12 protein-coding genes and 2 tRNA genes are annotated in these 21,515 nt (G+C 67.9%); 9 read left to right on the top strand and 5 right to left on the bottom strand.

Annotated features, from left to right (window positions below; translation table 11 throughout):
- Positions 1 to 4,464, top strand: a 4,464-nt coding sequence (locus tag MZTS_RS11575; RefSeq protein ID WP_281397041.1) for a beta strand repeat-containing protein, incomplete at its 5' end; no start/stop codon positions are given.
- Between the two features lie 352 nt (positions 4,465 to 4,816).
- On the opposite strand, the gene MZTS_RS11580 is transcribed toward MZTS_RS11575, so the two are convergent.
- Positions 4,817 to 6,271 (bottom strand): multicopper oxidase family protein, encoded by a 1,455-nt coding sequence (locus MZTS_RS11580; RefSeq protein ID WP_192283946.1) that lies wholly within the window; start codon positions 6,269 to 6,271, stop codon positions 4,817 to 4,819.
- Between the two features lie 165 nt (positions 6,272 to 6,436).
- On the opposite strand from MZTS_RS11580, the gene MZTS_RS11585 reads away from it, so the two are divergent.
- The 7 genes from MZTS_RS11585 to MZTS_RS11615 all read left to right on the top strand — a co-directional run bounded on the left by MZTS_RS11585 (position 6,437) and on the right by MZTS_RS11615 (position 16,149).
- Positions 6,437 to 6,521: transfer RNA gene (locus MZTS_RS11585), tRNA-Leu, on the top strand.
- 125 nt (positions 6,522 to 6,646) lie between these two features.
- Positions 6,647 to 8,068 (top strand): trigger factor, encoded by a 1,422-nt coding sequence (tig, locus tag MZTS_RS11590; RefSeq protein WP_192283947.1) that lies wholly within the window; start codon positions 6,647 to 6,649, stop codon positions 8,066 to 8,068.
- A 131-nt stretch (positions 8,069 to 8,199) separates the two neighbouring features.
- Entirely contained in the window at positions 8,200 to 8,829 is a 630-nt protein-coding gene (locus MZTS_RS11595) for an ATP-dependent Clp protease proteolytic subunit (protein WP_192283948.1), read from the top strand.
- A 249-nt stretch (positions 8,830 to 9,078) separates the two neighbouring features.
- Positions 9,079 to 10,350, top strand: coding sequence for an ATP-dependent Clp protease ATP-binding subunit ClpX (clpX, locus tag MZTS_RS11600; protein WP_017485729.1), 1,272 nt, complete (start codon positions 9,079 to 9,081; stop codon positions 10,348 to 10,350).
- Positions 10,351 to 10,616: 266 nt separating this feature from the next.
- The gene (gene lon / locus MZTS_RS11605; RefSeq protein ID WP_192283949.1) at positions 10,617 to 13,037 is read left to right on the top strand and encodes an endopeptidase La; all 2,421 of its coding nucleotides are present in this window, start codon (positions 10,617 to 10,619) and stop codon (positions 13,035 to 13,037) included.
- Positions 13,038 to 13,173: 136 nt separating this feature from the next.
- Positions 13,174 to 13,249, top strand: a tRNA-Val gene (locus tag MZTS_RS11610).
- 1,661 nt (positions 13,250 to 14,910) lie between these two features.
- Complete coding sequence (locus MZTS_RS11615; RefSeq protein WP_192283950.1) at positions 14,911 to 16,149, top strand: glycosyltransferase; 1,239 nt, start codon at positions 14,911 to 14,913, stop codon at positions 16,147 to 16,149.
- Between the two features lie 15 nt (positions 16,150 to 16,164).
- On the opposite strand, the gene egtD is transcribed toward MZTS_RS11615, so the two are convergent.
- From egtD to MZTS_RS11635, 4 genes are all read right to left on the bottom strand, one after another.
- The gene (gene egtD / locus MZTS_RS11620) at positions 16,165 to 17,103 is read right to left on the bottom strand and encodes an L-histidine N(alpha)-methyltransferase (protein WP_192283951.1); all 939 of its coding nucleotides are present in this window, start codon (positions 17,101 to 17,103) and stop codon (positions 16,165 to 16,167) included.
- On the bottom strand, positions 17,100 to 18,134 hold the full coding sequence (locus MZTS_RS11625) for a methyltransferase (RefSeq protein WP_192283952.1): 1,035 nt from the start codon (positions 18,132 to 18,134) through the stop codon (positions 17,100 to 17,102). Before MZTS_RS11625 ends, egtD begins: the two co-directional genes overlap by 4 nt.
- A gap of 2 nt (positions 18,135 to 18,136) precedes the next feature.
- Positions 18,137 to 18,892, bottom strand: a complete 756-nt coding sequence (gene gntA, locus MZTS_RS11630) for a guanitoxin biosynthesis heme-dependent pre-guanitoxin N-hydroxylase GntA (RefSeq protein WP_192283953.1) — start codon at positions 18,890 to 18,892, stop codon at positions 18,137 to 18,139.
- A 273-nt stretch (positions 18,893 to 19,165) separates the two neighbouring features.
- Positions 19,166 to 19,762: a DUF1989 domain-containing protein gene (locus tag MZTS_RS11635; protein WP_009866640.1), complete on the bottom strand. Its 597-nt coding sequence runs from the start codon at positions 19,760 to 19,762 to the stop codon at positions 19,166 to 19,168.
- Positions 19,763 to 19,920: 158 nt separating this feature from the next.
- Between MZTS_RS11635 and MZTS_RS11640 the strand changes: the two genes are divergently transcribed.
- Positions 19,921 to 21,515, top strand: a 1,595-nt coding sequence (locus tag MZTS_RS11640) for an OPT family oligopeptide transporter (protein ID WP_192283954.1), incomplete at its 3' end; no start/stop codon positions are given.

Raw genomic sequence — 21,515 nt, forward strand, 5'->3', positions numbered from 1 at the left:
GACATCGTGCTCGGCGACAACGGCGTGGCGGTGTTTGCCGGCGGCGTGCGGGTGAGCGTGGCGACCCTGGCTCCGGCCGACGGCGGCAAGGACACGCTGATCCTCGGCGAGGGCGACAACCTCGTGCTCGGCGGCGCGGATGCGGATGCGATCACCACCGGCAAGGGTGCCGACGTGATCCTCGGCGACAACGGCAGCGTCACCTACGACGCGGCCGGCCTGCTGCAGCAGGTCCTGTCCACCGAGACGGGCCTGGGCGGTGACGACACCATCGAAGCCGGTGCGGGGGACAACCTCGTCCTTGGCGGCTTCGGGGCCGACACCGTCACCACCGGCTCCGGCGCGGATGTGATCCTCGGCGATAGCGGCGAGGTGCTCTACGCCGCCGGCCGTCTGATCCAGGCCCGCAGCCTGGATGCCGGCATCGGCGGCCGGGACGCGATCAAAGCCGGCGAGGGCGCCAACATCGTCATCGGCGGCATGGATGCCGACACGATCGAGACGGGTTCCGGCCGTGATGTGGTGCTGGGCGACAGCGGCCTCGTCCGCCTCGACGCCGATGGCCTCGCGCAGGTGAGTTCGACCGACACCGCCCTGGGCGGTGACGACGTCATCGATGCCGGCGCGGGCGACAACCTCGTGATCGGCGGCTTCGGTGCCGACACGCTCACCACCGGCGCCGGTGCGGATATCGTGCTCGGCGATAGCGGCGAGGCGCGGTTCACGGTCGGCGTCATCGCCTCGGTGACGACGCTCGACGCCGCATCCGGCGCGGGCGACACGATCCGGGCGGGCGATGGCGACAACCTGGTCTTCGGCGCCCTCGGCGGCGATACGATCACCACCGGCACCGGCAGCGATGCCATCCTCGGCGATCACGGCCGCGCCACCTTCTCCGGCGGCGTCATGGTCGTGCTGGAGACGATCGATCCCACGGCGGGCGGCGACGACCGGATCGTGGCGGGCGACGGTGACAACCTCGTCTTCGGCGGTGTCGGTGCGGACCGCATCGTCACCGGGGCCGGGGCCGACATGATCCTCGGTGACAACGGCCGGGCGGACCTCGCCCTGGTCGGCGGCCGTGCCGTGATCCGTCGGCTGGCCTCCACCGATCCGCTCGCGGGCGGCGACGACCGCATCGAGGCCGGCGGCGGCAACGATGACGTGGCCGGCGGCACGGGCGCGGACGTGATCCTCGGCGGCGACGGGCACGACGTGCTGTTCGGCGACCACATGCTCTACGACCTGGCCCTGCCGGTGAACCAGCGCGCGGTCTCGATCTTCACGGCGGCCACCGATGGCGGCGGCAACGACACCATCGAGGGTGGCGCGGGCGACGACTTCCTCTACGGCCAGCAGGGCGACGACCAGCTCTCGGGCGGTGACGGAGACGACGACATCACCGGCAGCCACAACGTGCTGGGCGGAGCCGACGGCAACGACCTCATCAACGGCGGCACGGGTGCCGACGTGATCCTCGGCGACAACGGCGTCATCACCCGCACCGTGCTGGTGGACGACGTGAAGTCGGTCACGTGGCAGCGCAACCCGGGTGTCTTCGCCGATACGGTGATGCGCGACGTGCTGCGCTTCGACCTCATCGACTTCGTCGGCGGCAACGACGCGATTGCCGGCGGCGCGGGCGACGACCGGATCTTCGGTCAGATGGGCGACGACCTCATCTACGGCGAGGAAGGCTCCGACGAGATCGTGGGCGGCCTCGGCCGCGACACGATCGATGGGGGTGCCGGGGTCGATTACATTCTCGGCGACGAGGGCCGGATCGTGCGCGCCTACGGCCGGGATGGCTCGGCCGTGCTCAACAGCGACGGCACCTGGCACCGCGACGTGGTGCTGGAGGAGATCGGCACGGTCACCGCCGCCATCGCCACCGACTCCCAGACCGGAGCGGCCCGGACCGCCGATCTCGCCGAGAAGCTGGCGCAGGCGGATCTCGTCCTCGCGGTCGGTGCCCGTGACGGCTCGGGAGCCCGCCTCACCTCGGGCGAGGCCGGAACCTGGACGACCTCGGCGCTGACCGTCTCGCTGGCCAAGGCCGATGACGACGTGATCGCCGGCGGCGACGGCAACGACGTGCTGTTCGGGCAGCGCGGCAACGACAGCCTGGGCGGCGGCGACGGCGACGACCTGATCTACGGCGACCGGGCCTCGAACCTCGCGGAGACCACCTCCGACAAGCCGACCATCGTCAACGCGATCCGGCTGATCGGGGCTGCGTCCGAGACCGGTCTCGCGCTTCCCCTCGGCGGCGAGGTGGTGGTGCCGGCTCTCAACCTCGTGCCCGGCGCCCTCAGCGCCGGTGCCCCGCGCATCGAGTTCTACCCCTCGATGGCGGGCGTGGCCTCCGACATCGCCGGTTCCGACCCGATCCGGCGCGGCGACGGCGCGGTGCTCACGGTCTACGCCTCGATGGTGCCGAGCCTCTACGGCAGCAACGGCGTGCTGGCGGGCAACGACATCATCGACGGCGGCGCCGGCAATGACACGATCTACGGCGACAGCAGCGAGACCTACACCCTCGACGTCACCGCCTACGCCGCGCTCAACGGCCAGATCGACAAGGTCTCCGCCTCGCTCACCGACCTGCTCGGCGTCTTCGCCACGCTCAGCCGCGGCGTCGACCTGCTGCAGGGTGGTCCGAGCCGGACCATTGCCTACGGCAACGACACCATCTCCGGAGGGACGGGCGACGACTTTATCGTGGGTGACGCCGCCCGCACCATCGTCCAGGGCGCGGGTCCGCTGCGCAGCCTGTCCGCCGAGGCGGCCCTGACGCTCAGCGACTTCCTCTCCGACATGCGCGCGGTCATCACCGACCTCGCCATGACGGGTCGGGCGGCGCAGGCCTCGGTGACGGCCAAGCTGGAGGCTGCGGCGCAGCTGCCGCTGAACCAGATCCTCGCCTACGGCCTGCCGGAGTCGATGCGCACGAACCACACGCTCTCGATCGGCAACGACACGATCGATGCGGGCGCGGGCGACGACCTCGTCGTCGGCGACACCCTGGTCATGCTTCAGCCCGGCGTGGCCCGCGGTCTCGCGGTCTCCGATCCGGCGAAGGCGGCGGACGCGGCCTCGGTGGAGGCGGCCGTGACAGCCCGCGCCGCAGAGCGGTTCTCCGCCATGCAGCAGCATTGGGTGGCGGACTTCCCCGTCGACCTGAAGTCCACGGCCCTGCACTGGCTGGTGACGGTGGCCTCGCGCGGCGACGCCTTCCTGAGCGGGAACGACCGGATCGATGGCGGCGACGGCAACGATCTGCTGATCGGCGATACCGGCTTCCTCCAGATGCCGGCCGCCAACGCGGCTCAGGCTCAGGGCACCACCTCCGCGAGCCTCGCGGAAGATCGTGCACAGGTCCAAGCCCGTGTCCTCGGCACCAACGGGACGGGCCTCGACGGGGATCTCGATCCCTGGACCCGCTCGGCCTGGAACGCCCTGGCCGGCAGCGTCCTCGGCTGGCGCAACCCGCTCTATGACGGCCTGAACTGGGATACCCCCTTCGGCTTCGCCGGGCCGCAGAGCCTGACCGCGGCCTACCGTGGCTGGATCGGGGCGCCGAGGGATACCCGCTTCGACCTGCAGAGCGTGCTGTTCGACGTCCGCTTCATCCTTGGCGTCCCGGATCCCGCCTCGCCGGCTTCCGGCGTCTATGCCGGTGCCATCAAGGCCGGCGAGGACATCATCACCGGCGGGGCGGGCAACAACCGGATCTTCGGGGCGAAGGCGACGCTGGTGCCGACGATCAACGCGACGGGTGAGATGGTGGGGCCGAACTCCTTCACCGTGCTCCTGCCGACCGATCTCGGCATGGCGCAGGGGAGCTTCACCCCGGCGCTATTCCCCAACAGCATCGGCATCATCAACACCGCCGGGGCCGGAACGCAGTTCCTCAACTTCCACTACGGCGTGGCGGTTGGCGGGCAGTGGGGAACGTCGTCGCTGGCCAGCTACCTCCAGACCTATGGCGGTTCGGGATCCGGCCCTGCATACGGGCTCAACCCCTGGCTCCCGGCACCGCAATACGGCGCTCCGCAAGGTTCCTCGACCGGGGCTGACCAGATCAGCGAGGGCGACAGCGGCATCAAGGTGATCGGCTTCCACAAGAAGAAGGCGATCTGGACCTTCGATGCGGGCGTGACGCTGCCGGCCCTCTCGGCGACGGTCGCCAACACCTTGACGCCGACCTCGGTGGCTGGCCGCCCGGCGGCCATCGAGGCGGTCGCCCACAAGCCGCTGCTGGCGAACGATGTCATCCGTTCCATCCAAGGCGGCGACATCGTCCTGCGCGGGACGGACCGGCCTCCGGCATCCGCCCCGGCGAAATACGCGACCTGGGTGTTCGACGAGGCCAAGGGCAGCTTGGTGGAGCAGGCCAAGGACGAGGACGACATCCTCTTCCTCGCCAAGCGCTTCGGCGATCCGACGCTGCCCGCGAAGTGACCGGGGCGGACGGCGTGAAGGCGCCGTCCGCCCGAAAGCGGCTCACGGATGCCGATCCGGCCGGCTGTTTGGCCGCTACCGGACGAGGCAGAGGTCGGTTCGGCCCTTCGAGCAGGCTGCCGGCGAGCCGCGGCGGAACCGCGCGATCCGATCCAGCGGGCTCGAAGCTGATGGGCTGATGGAATGTGCCGGCCGGAGCGAAGGCGCCTGCGCCCTCAGCCGGCCGGTGACGGGACCGGGTGGTGCGGGCGCTGGCGAGACGTCCGGCCGCGACGCGGCCGAATGATCGTCCGTGGGCGGCAAGTCTGTTCGAGAGGGCGTTTCTGTTCGAGAGGGCGTTGCGTGAAGCGGGTCACGTCACCTCGAAGCTCGTCCACAGCCCCGTATCGAACCGTTCCAGAACGGTTGCGCTAAGGAGCCAGCGGCCGGGATTGTCGGCCACGAAGGCGATCTGGGCATTGCGGCCCTCGGGAATCTGGACCGTGTCGAGCCAGTAGGGCTCCCAGCCGTCATCCAACTGATGCAGCAGGCGGAAGACATGGCCGTGCAGGTGCAGGCTCTGGATGAAGCCGGTGTCGTTGCGGATCGCCAGCACCACGACCTGACCGCGCTTGACCGAAAAGAGCGGCGCTGCTCCCATCGCTCCGCTGGCGCCGTTGATCTGCCAGACCTTGGCCGGATCGCCTTGATAGGGCGTCTCGCTGCCGGGCTTGGTCTTGTCCGGCCGCACGCCCCCGCTCAGCACGAGTTCGCGCCGCAGGGCGCTCTGGAGCCGGATCTCGGCGGGCAGGCGCTTGTTCTCGGGGATCGAGCCGATCGCCCCGCGGCCGGCCTGCGTCACCGGCTCGCCTGCGGCGGCGAGCGTCGCGAGCGGCAGCCCCTGACCGATCAGCGCGGTGATCGTCCCCGCCGGACCCGCCTGGGGCGGAAGATCGAGGAGAAGGTCGTAGCGGGTGCCGGGGGCAAAGGGCAGAGTGGCCTTCAACGGTTCGAAGGTGTCGGTCGGTTGCCCGTCCACCGCCGCGACATAAGCCTTGAGCCCGTCGAAGCGGATGCGCAGCGCCCGGGCATTGCAGGCATTGGCGAGCCGCAGGCGCAGACGGCTGCCGGGGCGCGCTTCCAGTGTCAGCGGGATCGGCCGGCCGTTGAGGGTAACGACGCTGCCGAGCCGGCCGGCCGCCGCGGCGAAGGCGACCTGCCCGAAAGGCTGGAGCGTGCCGGCCTCGTCGAGCCGCCAATCCTGCAGCAGCAGCGCGACATCCTGGTCGACCGGGGGCGGGGAGGGCTCTTCCACGATCAGCATGCCGGCGATGCCCCGGCCCGACGGTTCGCTCGACCCGCCGACCACGAGGGTGCGGATCAGGAAGCTGCCGGCATCCGGCGGCGTGAAATCGTAGGTGAAGCTGCCGCCCGGCATGATCGGCGGCTGGGTGACACCGCCGACGCCGTCCATGGCGTTAACGATGCGCACCCCGTGCCAGTGCAGGGAAAAGGGCTTGTCGGTCCCGTTCTCGACCCGCAGCCGCACGGCCTCGCCGAGCTTCAGCCGCAGGATCGGCGGTGCGGCGTCGCCGCCCAAGCGCCAGACCGCCGTCTCGGGTGCGGGTTCGGGCTTCAAGCGGAGTTGGGCCGGCGCTGCCTTGAGAGGCTTGGGCTCCGGCGGCGCTTTTCCGGGGGAAGCGGGGGCAGGCGCCTGTGCGGGTGCGGCGCCGGGCATCAGCGCGAGGGCGGCGCCTCCGGCGACCAGCGCGCGCCGCGAAAAAAGATGTCCCGGCTCGGGCAGGGCCGTCGGGTCGGGCTTTCGCATGGCGCCTCGCGTCGTCTCTTCTGTGTGGGAGGCGTTGTAGGGTGGCGCGCCTCACCCCGCCACCGGGCCAGTGCCCCCGCAAGTTTTTTGCTGCGGCTCCGGGTGCGCGTGCTATAGACGCGCGCTTCGACGGCTCGGAATTCCGAGCCCGTGTCGATGGCGCTCGCGGGCGTGGCGGAACTGGTAGACGCGCTGGATTTAGGTTCCAGTGTCGCAAGACGTGGGGGTTCGAGCCCCTCCGCCCGCACCAAGTCCGTATCGGGATCGGCGCCGGGACCGAATCGGTTCCCGCCGGGGCCCCCATATCGGGGGCTTTCCAGGCGCAGCGGCACGCGAAGACGAGATTGCGGTTTAGAAAACAGCGGACGAACGACGATGCAGGTGACCGAGACGACCTCCGAGGGGCTGAAGCGCGAGTTTCAGGTGCTCCTCCCCGCCAACGAGCTTGAGGATCGCCTCAACACCGAGCTCTCGAACATCAAGGGCAAGGTCCAGATCAAGGGCTTCCGCCCCGGCAAGGTGCCGGTGGCGCATCTGCGCAAGGTCTACGGCAAGTCGGTGATGGCCGACGTTCTCCAGAACGCCGTCAACGAGGCCAACCAGCAGATCGTGGCCGACAAGGGCCTGCGCCTCGCCCTGGAGCCGCAGATCGAGTTCCCGAAGGACGAGGAGCAGAACATCATCGAGCGCGCCCTCGATGCCAAGGGCGACCTTGCCTTCAAGGTCAAGCTCGAGGTGCTGCCGAGCTTCGAACTCGCCGACCTGTCCGACGTGTCGATCAAGAAACTCGTGCTGAAGCCCTCCGACGAGGAGATCAACGAGACCCTCGAGCGCATGGCCAAGGACGGCCGCTCCTTCGAGCCCCGTGAGGAGGGCGCCGAAGCCCAGTCCGGCGACCGCGTCACCATCGACTTCGTCGGCCGCATCGACGGCACCGAGTTCGAGGGCGGCAAGGGCGAGGGCGTCGATCTGGAGCTCGGCTCCAACACCTTCATTCCCGGCTTCGAGGACCAACTCGTCGGCGCCAAGGTCGGCGACAGCCGCCTGGTCAAGGTGGCCTTCCCGGCCGATTACCAGGCCGAGCAGCTCGCCGGTAAGGATGCCGAGTTCGACGTGACCGTGAAGGCGGTCGCCGCTCCCGGCGAGACCAAGATCGACGACGAACTCGCCAAGCGCTTCGGCATGGACGACCTGGAGAAGCTGAAGGAGGCCGTCTCCAAGGCGATCGGCGCCGATTACGAGGCGCAGTCCCGCCGCAAGCTCAAGAAGGAGCTGCTCGATGCGCTCGACGGCAAGTACGCCTTCGATCTGCCGCCGAGCCTCGTCCATCAGGAGTTCGCAGCCGTGTGGGCGCAGGTCGAGCAGGACCTGAAGAACCGCGGCAAGACCTTCGAGGACGAGGGCACCACCGAGGAGGCCTCGCAGGCGGAGTACCGCAAGATCGCCGAGCGGCGCGTCCGCCTCGGTCTGGTGCTTGCGCAAGTCGGCGAGACGGCCGATATCAAGGTCTCGGACGATGAGGTCAACCAGGCCCTGTTCGCCCGGATCCGGCAGTTCCCGGGCCAGGAGAAGCAGGTCTACGACTTCTACCGCAACAATCCGCAGGCGCTCGCCGAGCTTCGCGCGCCGCTGTTCGAGGAGAAGGTCGTCGACCATGTCCTCGGGCAGGTCCAGGTCGTCGAGGAGCCCGTCTCCAAGGAGACGCTTTTCGCCGAGGACGACGAGGCCGATGCCGCGTCGGACAAGAAGCCGAGCGAGTCCAAGAACGAGGCGGCGGCCGAGCAGGCCGCCGGCTGATCGCCACCTTCCCCCGGCTCCGTGGGCGGGCGGCGATCTGATCAGGCGGCGTTAACGGCCGCTATGTTCGCTGTAACCAACCGGCGCCCGAGCGATTCGCTCGGGTCCGGACCCCGGAGCCGAGGGCTGACATGAGAGATCCGGTCGACTACTTCCACAACTCGCTCGTACCCATGGTGGTCGAGCAGTCGAGCCGCGGCGAGCGTGCCTTCGACATCTATTCCCGGCTTCTGCGCGAGCGGATCATCTTCCTCACCGGCCCCGTCGAGGACCAGGGTGCGTCGCTGATCGTCGCCCAGCTTCTGTTCCTGGAGGCCGAGAACCCGAAGAAGGAAATCTCCTTCTACATCAACTCCCCCGGCGGCGTGGTGACCTCGGGCCTGTCGATCTACGACACGATGCAGTTCATCCGTTGCCCGGTCACGACGCTCTGCGTCGGACAGGCGGCCTCGATGGGCTCGCTCCTGCTGGCCGCCGGCGAGGCCGGCCACCGCTTCGCCCTGCCGAACGCCCGGATCATGGTGCATCAGCCCTCCGGCGGCTTCCAGGGCCAGGCCACCGACATCCTGATCCATGCCCGTGAGATCGAGGCGCTCAAGAAGCGGCTCAACGAGATCTACGTGAAGCACACGGGCCGCGACTACGAGACGATCCATCAGGCGCTGGAGCGCGACAACTTCATGACCGCCGATGCGGCCAAGGAGTTCGGCCTGATCGACGACATCCTGCACAAGCGTCCCGAGACGGCTGCCACGGCCTGATCGGGCTGGGACCCTGAGGCGCTTAGGGCACGCTGACCACCCGGAGCGGGGCATGCGTCTTTTCGGCGCCTGTTCCGGTCCTCAGGCCAGTTGATCCCGAGCCGGCTGCATGATTGCATCGGGAGTCGAGCGCCTCATTCCCGACGCATCCGCCCGGTGTGACTGTTTCTTTAGGCGGATGCGCTTACATCTTATGATCGACGCGCGTGCCCTCCTGGCTGGGGCCGCGCCCGCGAACCGGAGACCGATATGAGCAAGACAGGCGGCAACGACTCGAAGAGCACGCTGTACTGCTCGTTTTGCGGCAAGAGCCAGCACGAGGTCCGCAAGCTGATCGCGGGCCCGACGGTGTTCATCTGCGACGAGTGCGTCGAGCTGTGTATGGACATCATCCGTGAGGAATCGAAATCCTCGCTGGTGAAGTCCCGCGACGGGGTACCGACCCCGAAGGAGATCCGGCGGGTCCTCGACGACTATGTCATCGGCCAGGACTTCGCCAAGAAGGTTCTCTCGGTGGCGGTGCACAACCACTACAAGCGGCTCGCCCACGCGACGAAGCACAACGACGTCGAACTCGCCAAGTCCAACATCATGCTGATCGGGCCGACGGGCTCGGGCAAGACGCTGCTCGCGCAGACCCTGGCCCGCATCCTCGACGTGCCGTTCACCATGGCGGACGCGACGACGCTGACCGAGGCCGGCTATGTCGGTGAGGACGTCGAGAACATCATCCTCAAGCTGCTCCAGGCCTCCGACTACAACGTCGAGCGGGCGCAGCGCGGCATCGTCTACATCGACGAGATCGACAAGATTTCCCGCAAGTCGGACAATCCCTCGATCACCCGCGACGTGTCCGGCGAGGGCGTGCAGCAGGCGCTCCTGAAGATCATGGAAGGCACCGTCGCCTCCGTGCCTCCGCAGGGCGGCCGCAAGCACCCGCAGCAGGAGTTCCTGCAGGTCGACACCACGAACATCCTGTTCATCTGCGGCGGCGCCTTCGCCGGGCTGGAGCGCATCATCTCCCAGCGCGGCAAGGGCACCTCGATCGGCTTCGGCGCCAGCGTCCAGGCTCCGGACGATCGCCGCACCGGCGAGATCTTCCGCTCGGTCGAGCCGGAGGATCTGCTCAAGTTCGGCCTCATCCCCGAATTCGTCGGCCGCCTGCCGGTGCTGGCGACCCTGGAGGATCTCGACGAGGAAGCCCTCAAGAAGATCCTGCAGGAGCCGAAGAACGCCCTGGTCAAGCAGTACCAGCGGCTGTTCGAGATGGAGAATGTCGAGCTGACCTTCCAGGACGAGGCCCTCAGCCTGGTCGCCCGCAAGGCCATCGAGCGCAAGACCGGCGCCCGCGGCCTCCGGTCGATCCTGGAGACCATCCTCCTCGATACGATGTACGACTTGCCCGGCCTCGACTCGGTCGAGCAGGTGGTCATCGGCCCCGAGGTGGTGGAGGGCAAATCGAGGCCGCTCTTCATCCACGGCGACCGCAACAAGGACGCTCCGGCCAGCGTCAGCGCCTGATCGGCAATCAACCAGGGCCGTCCGGCTGTTGAGCCGGCGGCCCTTTTTCGTTCCAGAGGGTATTCGCGCTTGAAAGCACCCTCCGAAACGACCACCTGAGGCTTACCGCAGGTCCCTACGCTGATCCCCCAAAAGGTTCGGGCCCGCGCTACCAGCCGCAAACGAATTCTCCGCTTCCGACCCTTCGCGGCCCGGTCGGCACCTGGCAGGATGCTTGCTCTCGTTGAGGAGCGAATGCTCGGCGTCAACACATAAGGGAAGAACCCATGACCCAGTCGAAATCGCGCCAGCCGGTCGTTCCCGGTTCGACGGGCTCCTACGCCGTCCTGCCGCTGCGTGACATCGTCGTGTTCCCGCACATGATCGTGCCCCTGTTCGTGGGCCGCGAGAAGTCGATCCGTGCGCTCGAGGAGGCGGTGCGCTCGGATCGACACATCCTGCTCGCGACGCAGATCAACGCCAGCGACGACGATCCGGCCACCGACGCCATCTACACGATCGGCACCCTGGCTTCCGTGCTGCAGCTCCTGAAGCTGCCCGACGGCACGGTGAAGGTGCTGGTCGAGGGCGCCGGCCGGGCGCAGATCGAGGCCTTCGTGCGCTCGGACGAGTATTACGAGGCGCAGGCCCTCACCCTCGCCGACGATCTCGGCGACCGGGTCGAGGCCGAGGCGCTCGCCCGCTCGGTGATCTCCGAGTTCGAGAACTACGTGAAGCTCAACAAGAAGATCTCGCCCGAAGTCGTCTCCGCCGTCACCCAGATCGACGAGCCGTCCAAGCTCGCCGACACGGTGGGTTCGCATCTGGCGGTCAAGATCGCCGACAAGCAGGCCATTCTCGAGATCCCCACGGTGGCGCAGCGCCTGGAGCGCGTGCTGTCGCTGATGGAGAGCGAGATCTCCGTGCTCCAGGTGGAGAAGCGCATCCGGACCCGCGTCAAGCGGCAGATGGAGAAGACCCAGCGCGAGTACTACCTCAACGAGCAGATGAAGGCGATCCAGAAGGAGCTCGGCGACGAGGACGGTCGCGACGAGCTGGCCGAGCTCGAGGAGAAGATCGAGAAGACCAAGTTCACGAAGGAGGCCCGCGAGAAGGCTCAGGCCGAGCTGAAGAAGCTGCGGCAGATGTCGCCGATGTCGGCCGAGGCCACGGTCGTGCGCAACTATCTCGATTGGATGCTCGGTATCCCGTGGGGCAAGCGCTCGAAGATCAAGAAGGACCTGCTCGGCGCCCAGGCGATCCTCGATTCGGATCACTTCGGTCTCGACAAGGTCAAGGACCGGATCGTCGAGTACCTCGCCGTGCAGCAGCGTGCGAACAAGCTGACCGGCCCGATCCTGTGCCTCGTCGGCCCGCCCGGTGTCGGTAAGACCTCGCTCGGCAAGTCGATCGCCAAGGCGACGGGCCGCGAGTTCGTGCGCATGTCGCTCGGCGGCGTGCGGGACGAGGCCGAGATCCGCGGTCACCGCCGGACCTATATCGGCTCGATGCCCGGTAAGGTCGTGCAGTCGATGCGCAAGGCCAAGACCTCGAACCCGCTCATCCTGCTCGACGAGATCGACAAGATGGGCATGGATTTCCGTGGCGATCCGTCCGCGGCGCTCCTCGAGGTGCTGGACCCCGAGCAGAACGCGACGTTCAACGACCACTATCTGGAGGTCGATTACGATCTCTCGAACGTCATGTTCGTCACCACGGCCAACACCCTCAACATTCCGGGCCCGCTCATGGACCGGATGGAGGTGATCCGCATCGCCGGCTACACCGAAGAGGAGAAGCTGGAGATCGCCCGCCGCCACCTGATCCCCGAAGCGACGAAGAAGCACGGGCTCGGGACCGACGAGTGGTCGATCACCGATGACGGCCTGATGATGCTGATCCGCCGCTACACGCGGGAGGCGGGCGTCCGCAACCTGGAGCGCGAGATCTCCAACCTGATCCGCAAGGCGGTGAAGGAGATCTTGATCACCAAGGTGAAGCAGGTCGAGGCCAATCCCGAGACGCTGCCGGAATTCCTCGGCCCGCCGAAGTTCCGCTACGGCGAGATCGACGCGGACGATCAGGTCGGCGTGGTCACGGGTCTGGCCTGGACCGAGGTGGGTGGCGAGTTGCTGACCATCGAGGGCGTCATGATGCCGGGCAAGGGCAAGATGACGGTCACGGGCAACCTGCGCGACGTGATGAAGGAATCGATCTCGGCGGCGGCGAGCTATGTCCGCTCGCGGGCCATCGATTTCGGCATCGAGCCGCCGCTGTTCGAGCGCCGGGACATCCACGTCCACGTTCCCGAGGGGGCGACCCCGAAGGACGGGCCCTCGGCCGGCATCGCCATGGCCACGGCCATCATCTCGACCCTTACCGGCATCCCGGTGCGTCGGGACGTGGCGATGACCGGCGAGGTGACCCTGCGCGGTCGCGTGCTGCCGATCGGCGGCCTGAAGGAGAAGCTGCTCGCGGCCCTGCGCGGCGGCATCAAGACGGTCCTGATCCCCGAGGAGAACGCCAAAGACATCGCCGAGGTGCCCGACAGCGTGAAGAATGGCCTGGAGATCGTGCCCGTCTCCCGGATGGACCAAGTGCTCCAGCACGCCCTCGTGCGGCAGCCCGAGCCGATCGAATGGGACGAGCCGCTTCCCGCCAAGACCCCGAAGCGTGAAGACGACGGCTCGGCTGTGGTCGCCCACTAAGCCGCTTCCCAGGCCCTGACGAGGAAGCCCCCGGAGTGCCGCTCCGGGGGCTTTTTTCGAGGTGACACCCGGGAGAGGCCACGGCATACCCTTGCGCAGGCGCGCGCGCTTCCGTATCGCTGCGCGGCACCGGTTCGGGCGGTTAGCTCAGTTGGTAGAGCGTCTCCTTTACACGGAGAGGGTCGGGGGTTCGAGTCCCTCACCGCCCACCAGCACGCATGGCTTTGGACGCATTTCAGGCGGCGGTGTGATCGATCTTTTTCGACACACCTGCTTGTTCAGCTTTCTTGTTCAGCTTTGACCGGGGCGTGTCTGACTGAAAACATCGTAATCGTTAGGTTTCTAGAGTCAAAGCGGTCGCCGATGATGGGCGAGACAAGCTCCTAGTTACAGAGGTAGGCGATTTCGCAGCCTATATTCCGAGCATCCGGCTTGTCCGCCCGATCCGAGATCACGCGATCTATTTCTCGTCGATGAACAGGAAGCGTCCTTGTTCATTGGCTCCGGTTTGCTCTGTCGTCTCCATCAGCTAAAATTGTGGCCCGAGTTCTGGAGACATGTGCGTCGAGTGATCTTGGCAATCGGTGTTACCATTGTTCCGTATTTCACTCACTGGACAATCGGGCGGCCGTCATGTCTGGCTTCTTCGGTGTCTACGCTAAGAGAGCACCGGACATGGAGGGTGAACTCGGCGGTGCGAGCCTAGACCTGAGCGCCGCGTGAACAGAGTCGTATCGTGTAACAGGCGTATATAAGTACACTTGCTCTCTGATGGTCAAGTTAATTCGAGGCAATGCTGCCGTCAGAGAGACTGCGAATGCAAGAAAGTTCGGGGCAGAAACTGATACGATTTCTAAGCCCAATGAGATGGCTGGAGGATTGTCGTTTCCGGACAAAAAGACCTCCGGCTTCGCTAATCTGCGATCAAGCGGAAGCCCGGTTTCGGTGAGAAAAGACGGAAATGATTTGTTGCATATCAGTGTTGTCGTAGCCCCGGCTGATGTGTGGATTCACCCATTTGTTGTTTCACATACGGTCACAGCATGGCGAACACTGTGATTGGTTTGTGCCGAAGCGGGGCGCTGCACCACAAGAAGCGCGATGCCTTGCCGCATCAACGAAGCTCATCAGCAAGGCGTTGCCCCACCACTCTTCCACGACAACGATGCCCATTGCAGTTTCCTGGGCGGAACAATGAGCGGTGTTCGAGGGTCATTCCGAATGGATCGGTGTCGGCCGATCGGTTTGCGTGAATGAGGAGACACACCCATGCTCAAGGGCGGCCTGCTTTGGTTGATCGGTATCCCGCTCCCGATCATCCTTCTGCTGTGGTTCTTCGGTGTCTTCCACTGATCGTGCCCTGAGCCGGGACGGAACGCGCAGGAGCAGACGGTCGGGGCAGGCATCTGTCGACCGTCGGCTCACTGGCGCTGGAAGCATATCGGGATCCTGCCCCGTCAAGGGCCATGCGGTCCGCGTGGCACTGTCACTCCGAGCCCGCTGGCCGCGGTACTCGTTCGCCACGGCCGAAGGGGCGGGGGAGGGAGCCGATGGACTGGCATCGGCGGCCCCTCCTCAAGGGCATGCGCCTCCGGTTCCCCCTCCGGTTCCCTTGGCTTAGACCGGTGAATGCATCGCACCGCCGCCGGTCGCTCCTCGCAGGTGTCGGCGTTTCGTCCGTGCCGAGGCTGCGCAAGGGAAACGTCGATGCAGGAGGCCGGCCTGATCATCCGGCTCCCGACCGCGTTTACGTCCGTCGAACCCCCTGGGATGAAGGGCCCACTGTGAGCCGCTTATTCTGAGGCGGCTTCGTACGATCCTGCGAGGATCCGCCGCATCGCGCCGCCAGGGCACGAGGGGCCGCTCCGCCGGGATGACGGATTTCCTGTTTGTTCACAGCCATTTCCCGGGGCCGTTCGGCTTCCTCGCCGAGGCCTTGATCGGCCGCGGCCATCGCTGCGCGGCGATGGCCGCCGAAACCGCGCCGGGGATGGAGGGGGTGCCGATTCTGCGCTGGAGTCCCGGGCGAGCCGTGACCCCTGGCCTGTTCCCCCTGGCCCGTCCGGCCGAGGAGGCCTTCATCAATGCCACCGCGGCGTTGAAATGCGCGTTGGAGCTGCGCAAGCACGGCTTCGATCCGGCCGTTATCGTCGGCCATCCGGGCCGGGGCGAGACGCTGCTCCTCAATCAGGTTTTTCCGCGGGCACGCCAGCTCGTCTATGCCCCGTATTATCGGGCGGAGGGCGATGCGCTCGGTTTCGACACGGAGTGGAAGCGGGCTCCGACCCTGGAGGACCGGCTGCGCGACCGGGCCGAGAACGCGACCCTCGCGATGGCTTACGGCGAGGCCGACCGGCTGGTCTGCCCGACGGAGTTCCAGCGTAGCCTGCTGCCGCCGGCCCTGAGGGCCCAGGCCAGCGTGATCCATGAGGGCATCGATACGGATCGGGTCCGCTACGATCCTGCGGCGGCGCTGCACCTTCCCGACGGACGCGTCCTCACCAAGGCTTGGCCGGTCGTCACCTTCATCGCCCGGCAGCTCGAGCCCCTGCGCGGCTTTCCGACCTTCATGCGGGCCCTGCCGCGCCTGCTGGAGGCGGTGCCCCAGGCCGAGATTGTCGTGATCGGAGCCGATGGACGCCGCAACTCGGTGGCGAAGGCCTCCGAGACGCAGGCCTGGAAGGAGCGGATGCTGACCGAGCTGGAGGGCCGGCTCGATCTCGGTCGCGTCCATTTCCTGAGCCGGCTGACGCATGACAGGATGCTCGCCGCCCTGTCGGTCTCCACCGCCCACGTCGCCTATACCTATCCCTTCGCCCTGCCCCGGGCGTCCCTGAAGGCGATGGCCTGCCGATGCCTGGTCGTCGGTTCCGATACCGCGCCCATGCGCGAGGTGATCCGCTCCGGCGTCAACGGGATTCTGCGCGATTTCTTCGATGCCGAGGCCCTGGCCGACGAGCTGATCGCCGCCTGCCGCGCGCCGGAGCGGTCACGGGCCCTGCGGGAGGCGGCCCGGCGCACCGTGGTCGAGCGCTACGACCGGCGGCGCCACTGCCTGCCGACCTGGCTCGCGCTCCTCACCTATCTGGCCGACACGCCGTCCCGTGTCTGAACGGGGAGGGGCCTGTCACGCCCTGAACAGGTGCAGGCTGAAACCGCTGTCCTCGTCGATCCACTGGCGAACCGGTTCCCAACCCTGAGCCGCCGCCAGCGTCCGAAAGACATCGGGCGGGTATTTGTGGGACGTGTCGGTGCGGATGCTCTCGCCGGCCGCGACGGTGATCGTCCGGTCTCCCAGCCGGTAGGAGGCGGGCCTGATCGCCACGAGATGGGCCTCCACCCGGAACGGATCCTCGGCGAGCCGGGCCTCGTGCCGAAAATTGTCCCGGTCGAAGTCGGCGCCGAGCTCGCGGTTCAGACGCTCGAACAGATTGAGGTGCAGAGCCGCCATCAGGCCGCCCGACTCGCCATAGGCACGCCGCAGGCGGGCCGCGTCGCGGGTCGGATCGGCACCGACCAGGAAATGACTCGGTCCCAGCGTCTCCCGCGCCCGCCCCAGAAAGCCGCCGGCCTGATCGGGCGTGAAGTTGCCGATGCTGGTGCCGGGGAAGAAACCGAGGATCGGCGGCGACGCGACGCCCGGCGGAAGCCGAACCGGCTTCGAGTAATCGGCGGTGACCGGCGTCATTGTCACCCCCGGATAGTGGGCAGCGAGCCGCTCTATCGCGGATTCGAGATAGGCCTTCGAGATATCGAGGGCGACATAGGCCGCGGGAGCGTCGAGGGCATCGAGCAGGGTGCGGATCTTACGGCTGGCGCCGCTGCCGAACTCCACCACGCTGACCCCGGAGCCGACCAGGGGGGCGACCTCGCTTGCGACCCCCGGCAGAAGCGCCATCTCGCGCTTCGTCGGGTAGTAGTCGGGATGGGCGCAGATCCGGTCGAACAGATCGGAGCCGGTCTCGTCCCAGAGATACTTGCCGGGCAGCGTCTTCGGGTGTCCCGAAAGGCCGGCGAGCGCATCCGCCAGGAATTCCGCGCGCGCGCCTTCCTCCGCCCCGTTCATCGCCTGGCCGGACGTGTCGCTGTGAGGATGACCAGAGCGATGCGCTCGGCCTCGGCGTAGCCCGGATCGTCGAGTTCCTCGCCATACTCGTCCGGGTCGAATTCGCGGTAGCTCCACTCGAGTCCGGCCTGCGCGCAGATCGCCCCGGCCGCCTCCCGGAAGCCGTCATGGCCCTCGACGATGGCGGAGCCGGTGAACAGGACGAGGCTGCCGCCGGGGGCGAGCCGCTCGGCCGCCGCCTCGACCACCCGCAGGGACAGGCCGGCGCCGAGGGGACCGCCGCCGTGGCGATAGGCCCGTCCGCCCGCATCCACCATGAAGGGCGGGTTCGAGACGATGAGGTCGAACGAGCCTTCTACGCCGCTCAGCATGTCGCTGTGCACCGCCCGAACGTTGTCGACACCCGCGAGCCGGGCGTTGATCGTCGCCGCCCGCAGGGCTGCCGGGTTGATGTCGACGAGGACGATCTCGGCCTCCGGCATGCGCTTGGCGACGAGGATGCCCGCTGCGCCGGAGCCGCAGCCGATATCGGCCACCAGGCGCGGCGCCGGCCGGCCCGAGCATGCGCGCTCCTCCAGATGGCCGATCACCGCCTCGGCGAAGCGAGCCGTGTCGGGCCCGAAGAACACGGAATCGGCGGCGAGCGGCGGATAGGCGGCATGCAGGAACAGCTCGTCGTCGAGGCTCGACAGGCGGATCTTGGCCTTGAGCACGGGGCCTTCCGGCCCTTCGAAACGGTCGAGCACGCCGGCCCGCTCCATCAAAGCCGTGAGGTCCGGGGGGATCAGGCCTTCGGTAAACGGGCGGCTCCAGCCCAGCACGTCGCGCAAGGAACGGGCGGCGGCATTCTCAGGCCGGGCATTCACCCGGGCATGAGTCGCCGGGGTGACGGTGGTGAAGCGGTAGCCGGTCGCGCGCACCGCGTGGCCGAGGGCGACGAGCGCGTCCTCGTGGCTTTCTGCGGGACGAGTCGGGTTCTCGAAGCCGGCCGGACCGGCGGCGGGGCGGGACAGAAGCTCGGTGTCGCTCATCTTCAACCCTCCATCTGTCCGGCGACGAAGGCGCCCGAGCGCAGATCCGATGCGACCTGCTGCGCGTCCCATTCCGGCGCTCCCTCGCGGCGGCGGTAGGGGCAGACCCAATCGTCCGGGACCTGCCGCCCGCTGAACTGCCGGGCGGCGGAGCGCTCGCCGTGCTGGGCCAGCATCGGGTTGGGTGAGCCCGCCCAAGCCACGTCGCGTTCGACGATCGAGTCGCGCAGGCGTTCGTAACGACCTTCCGCCCGCAGCCTCTCGAACTGATCGTGCAGGTTGAACACCAACACGGGGCTCTCGAAGCGGCGCGCCTTGCGGCTCGCGTCTGGGTGCAGGCCGACGATGAAGAAGCCCTCGCCCCCGAGGCTCATGGAGAAATGCGGATCCTCCGGATCGGCCGAGACCCGCGGATCTTGAGGATGGCCGAGGCCGCTATCCCGGTCGGAGAGCGATTGCATCCGCTGCCACAGGGCGGCCTCGAACGCCTCTTCCGAGAGGCGGTTCGGTCCCTCGAACACGACGGCGAAGCTCTGGAACTGGTCGCGGTGGGCCCGGTAGCGGCAGATGAAGGCGAGGAGAGCCGGATAGATCCGCCCGTCGTCCCGGTCGGAGGCGACATCGCGGGCGACCAGTACCTTGAGATGACCGCGGGACAGGGCGGATTTGGCGCCGACGCAGGGGAAGGGCTGTTGGCGGATGAAGTGCCGGAAGCGCTCTGCGAGCGGGTGGACGGCATCGTCGGTGGGCAGCAGCATGACACCTCGTACGAAGCGGGCAAGCAGGCGCGGCGAACCGGGCGCGACGTCCGGTTCGGTGAAGGGTATGAAGGGCAGGCCGAGGCTCGATCAGTCCGCCGGCCGTCCCTGAAGATGAGCTGGCCGGGGAACCGCACCGCCGGGGCATTGTTCCGCGATGTCTGGGGACAAGCGGAAGGCTAGGTCGGCGGGTTCATCTGCGGATTGTCTTGGACCGCCGCGTCATCGTGGCGCAGAGTTCACTTGAGATTCGAACATCCCGTCGGGGGCGCCTCAAGAGTCGATCTCGTACTGGATCGGCTTGAAGGAGAAGTTGTTGGATTGCGGCGCCGAGCAGGCGGTCAGTCCGATGATGAGGTCGGCTTCGGCCACGAAGGTCACCCGGTCGCCGGCCCGGCTGAGCGGCGGCCGCACGGCCAGTTCGCCGCTGGTGCCATCGACGGTCACATGCATGAACACGTTGAAGGCGACGGGGATGCGGTCCGGTCCGATCCCGTAGGGTGCCAGCGCCTCGGCGAGGTTGCCGAAGCAGCCCCGGTGCGGATGCGTGTCGCCGTAGATGATCCGGAAGGTGTCGGCCGAGCAGGGCGTGAGCAGGAAGTCGTGGCGCCCCACCGTATCCTCGACGATGCGCAGGAGCACGTTGGAGCGGTTCGAGTAGAGCGGATCGCCCTTCGTCAGGAAGATGCGCGAGGCATAGTCGATGGTCCGGCCGGAGGAGATGACCTCGTCGAGATCGTCCCGGCGGAAGGCGACGAGGTCGGCCACCTGCTCGCCCATGGGATCGATCACGGTCAGGCGCTGGCCCCGTTCGAGGGTGAAGGCAGCTCCTGAGCGCGGCGGGATCTCGTGGCGCGACGGCTGGCTCATCGATGGTGGTCTCCGTGTTGACGCGCGATGCGCCCCCGCATGTCAGCTCATGGGACAGGCTTGGCCGCGACGGCGCGACAGGGATCGGACGAAGAGCCGGTTAGGTTCCCAAATCCATGAACGTCCCGAGCCGGGGGCGGAACCGGAGGCCGCTTCCCGTGGATGCTCGACCCGACGACCAAGCCGTGTCGCGCGGCGATGCCGGCCGGAACGCACCGCGCCACGCTGCCGAGATCACCCTGCGCGGGCTCTTGCTCGGGGCGGTGATCACGGTCGTGTTCATGACCGCCAACCTCTATATGGGGTTGAAGACCGGGGTGACCTTCTCGACCTCGATCCCGGCGGCGATGCTCTCGATGGGATTGCTCCGTCTGTTCGGCGGGGCCGGTATCCTCGAGAACAACATCGTCCAGACCCAGGCCTCGGCGGCGGGCACCCTCTGCAACGTCATCCTGGTTCTGCCGGGCCTGGTTCTGATCGGCCATTGGCACGGCTTCCCGTTCTGGGAAACGACCGCCGTCTGCCTCATCGGCGGGCTGATCGGCCTCCTCTACTCGATCCCGCTGCGGCGGGCCCTGGTGATGGGCTCGGGCCTTCCCTACCCCGAGGGGACGGCTGCGGCGGAGGTGCTGCATGCGGGCGAGGCCGGTGATCGTGGGGGCTTGCGCGTGCTGCTGGGGGCCGCCGGCGCGGGGGGCGCGATCGGGCTGGCCACCACCGGATTCCGGCTTCTCGCGGACGGACTGCACACGACCCTCGCCGCCGGCCCGGCCCTGTTCCGGTTCGCCACCGGCTTCTCGCCGGCCCTCGTCGGGGTCGGCTATCTCGTCGGGCTCGGTGCCTGCCTCGCCCTGCTGACCGGCGTTGCGCTCGCCTGGGGCGTCGCGGTTCCGCTCCTCACCGCCTTCGGCGACGGCGCGGGCGGACAGGATCCCGAGGCCGTCGCGCGGGCGGTCTGGTCGGAGAAGGTGCGCCTGATCGGCGCCGGCATCATCGCCGTCGGCGCGGTCTGGACGGTGGCCTCCCTCGGCCGCGCGATCCTCGGCAGCATCCGCTCGGCGCTGCAGGCGGCCCGCGGCGGCGGGGGCGCCCTGCGCACGCTGCCCCGCCAGGAGCGGGACCTGCCGATCACCTGGGTGGCGGGAGCGTCCCTGCTCCTCGCGCTGCCCTTGATCTGGCTCTTCGGCCATTTCAGCGCGGGCGCCGAACTTGGCGGCCTGCGCATCGCCCTGATCGCGAGCGCCACGATCTTCACCGCCGGCTTCGGCTTCCTGATGGCGGCGGCCTGCGGCTACCTCGCCGGTCTGCTCGGCTCCTCGTCGAGCCCGATCTCCGGCATCGGCATCCTCACGACCCTGCTGGCGGCGCTGCTTCTGCCGCTGCTGCTCGGCCGTGCCGCCGGGCCGGAGGGCGAGCGCTTCGTGGTCGCCGCCGCCCTGTTGCTCTCCGCCATCGTCGTGACGACGGCCTCGATCGCCAACGACAACCTTCAGGATCTCAAGACCGGCCAGCTCGTTGATGCCACCCCCTGGCGCCAGCAGGCGGTGCTGGCGGCGGGCGTGATCGTCGGTGCCCTGGTGATCGCCCCGCTCCTCGATCTCCTCTACAACGCCTACGGCTTCGTCGGCGCCCTGCCGCGAGAGGGGATGGAGGAGGCCGCCGCCCTGCCGGCCCCTCAAGCGACGCTGATGACCCAGATCGCCAGCGGCATCGTGCGCGGCGAGCTGCCTTGGTCGATGGTGGCGGCGGGGGC

The sequence above is a fragment of the Methylorubrum zatmanii genome, assembly GCF_014845115.1.
Classification (GTDB): domain Bacteria; phylum Pseudomonadota; class Alphaproteobacteria; order Rhizobiales; family Beijerinckiaceae; genus Methylobacterium; species Methylobacterium zatmanii.

Bases quoted from the DNA above. Each gene is read 5' to 3' on its own strand.
- clpX (WP_017485729.1), top strand. From the start codon at position 9,079: ATGAGCAAGACAGGCGGCAACGACTCGAAGAGCACGCTGTACTGCTCG.
- egtD (WP_192283951.1), bottom strand. From the start codon at position 17,103: ATGAACGGGGCGGAGGAAGGCGCGCGCGCGGAATTCCTGGCGGATGCG.
- lon (WP_192283949.1), top strand. From the start codon at position 10,617: ATGACCCAGTCGAAATCGCGCCAGCCGGTCGTTCCCGGTTCGACGGGC.
- tig (WP_192283947.1), top strand. From the start codon at position 6,647: ATGCAGGTGACCGAGACGACCTCCGAGGGGCTGAAGCGCGAGTTTCAG.
- gntA (WP_192283953.1), bottom strand. From the start codon at position 18,892: ATGCTGCTGCCCACCGACGATGCCGTCCACCCGCTCGCAGAGCGCTTC.
- MZTS_RS11625 (WP_192283952.1), bottom strand. From the start codon at position 18,134: ATGAGCGACACCGAGCTTCTGTCCCGCCCCGCCGCCGGTCCGGCCGGC.
- MZTS_RS11635 (WP_009866640.1), bottom strand. From the start codon at position 19,762: ATGAGCCAGCCGTCGCGCCACGAGATCCCGCCGCGCTCAGGAGCTGCC.
- MZTS_RS11580 (WP_192283946.1), bottom strand. From the start codon at position 6,271: ATGCGAAAGCCCGACCCGACGGCCCTGCCCGAGCCGGGACATCTTTTT.
- MZTS_RS11595 (WP_192283948.1), top strand. From the start codon at position 8,200: ATGAGAGATCCGGTCGACTACTTCCACAACTCGCTCGTACCCATGGTG.
- MZTS_RS11615 (WP_192283950.1), top strand. From the start codon at position 14,911: ATGACGGATTTCCTGTTTGTTCACAGCCATTTCCCGGGGCCGTTCGGC.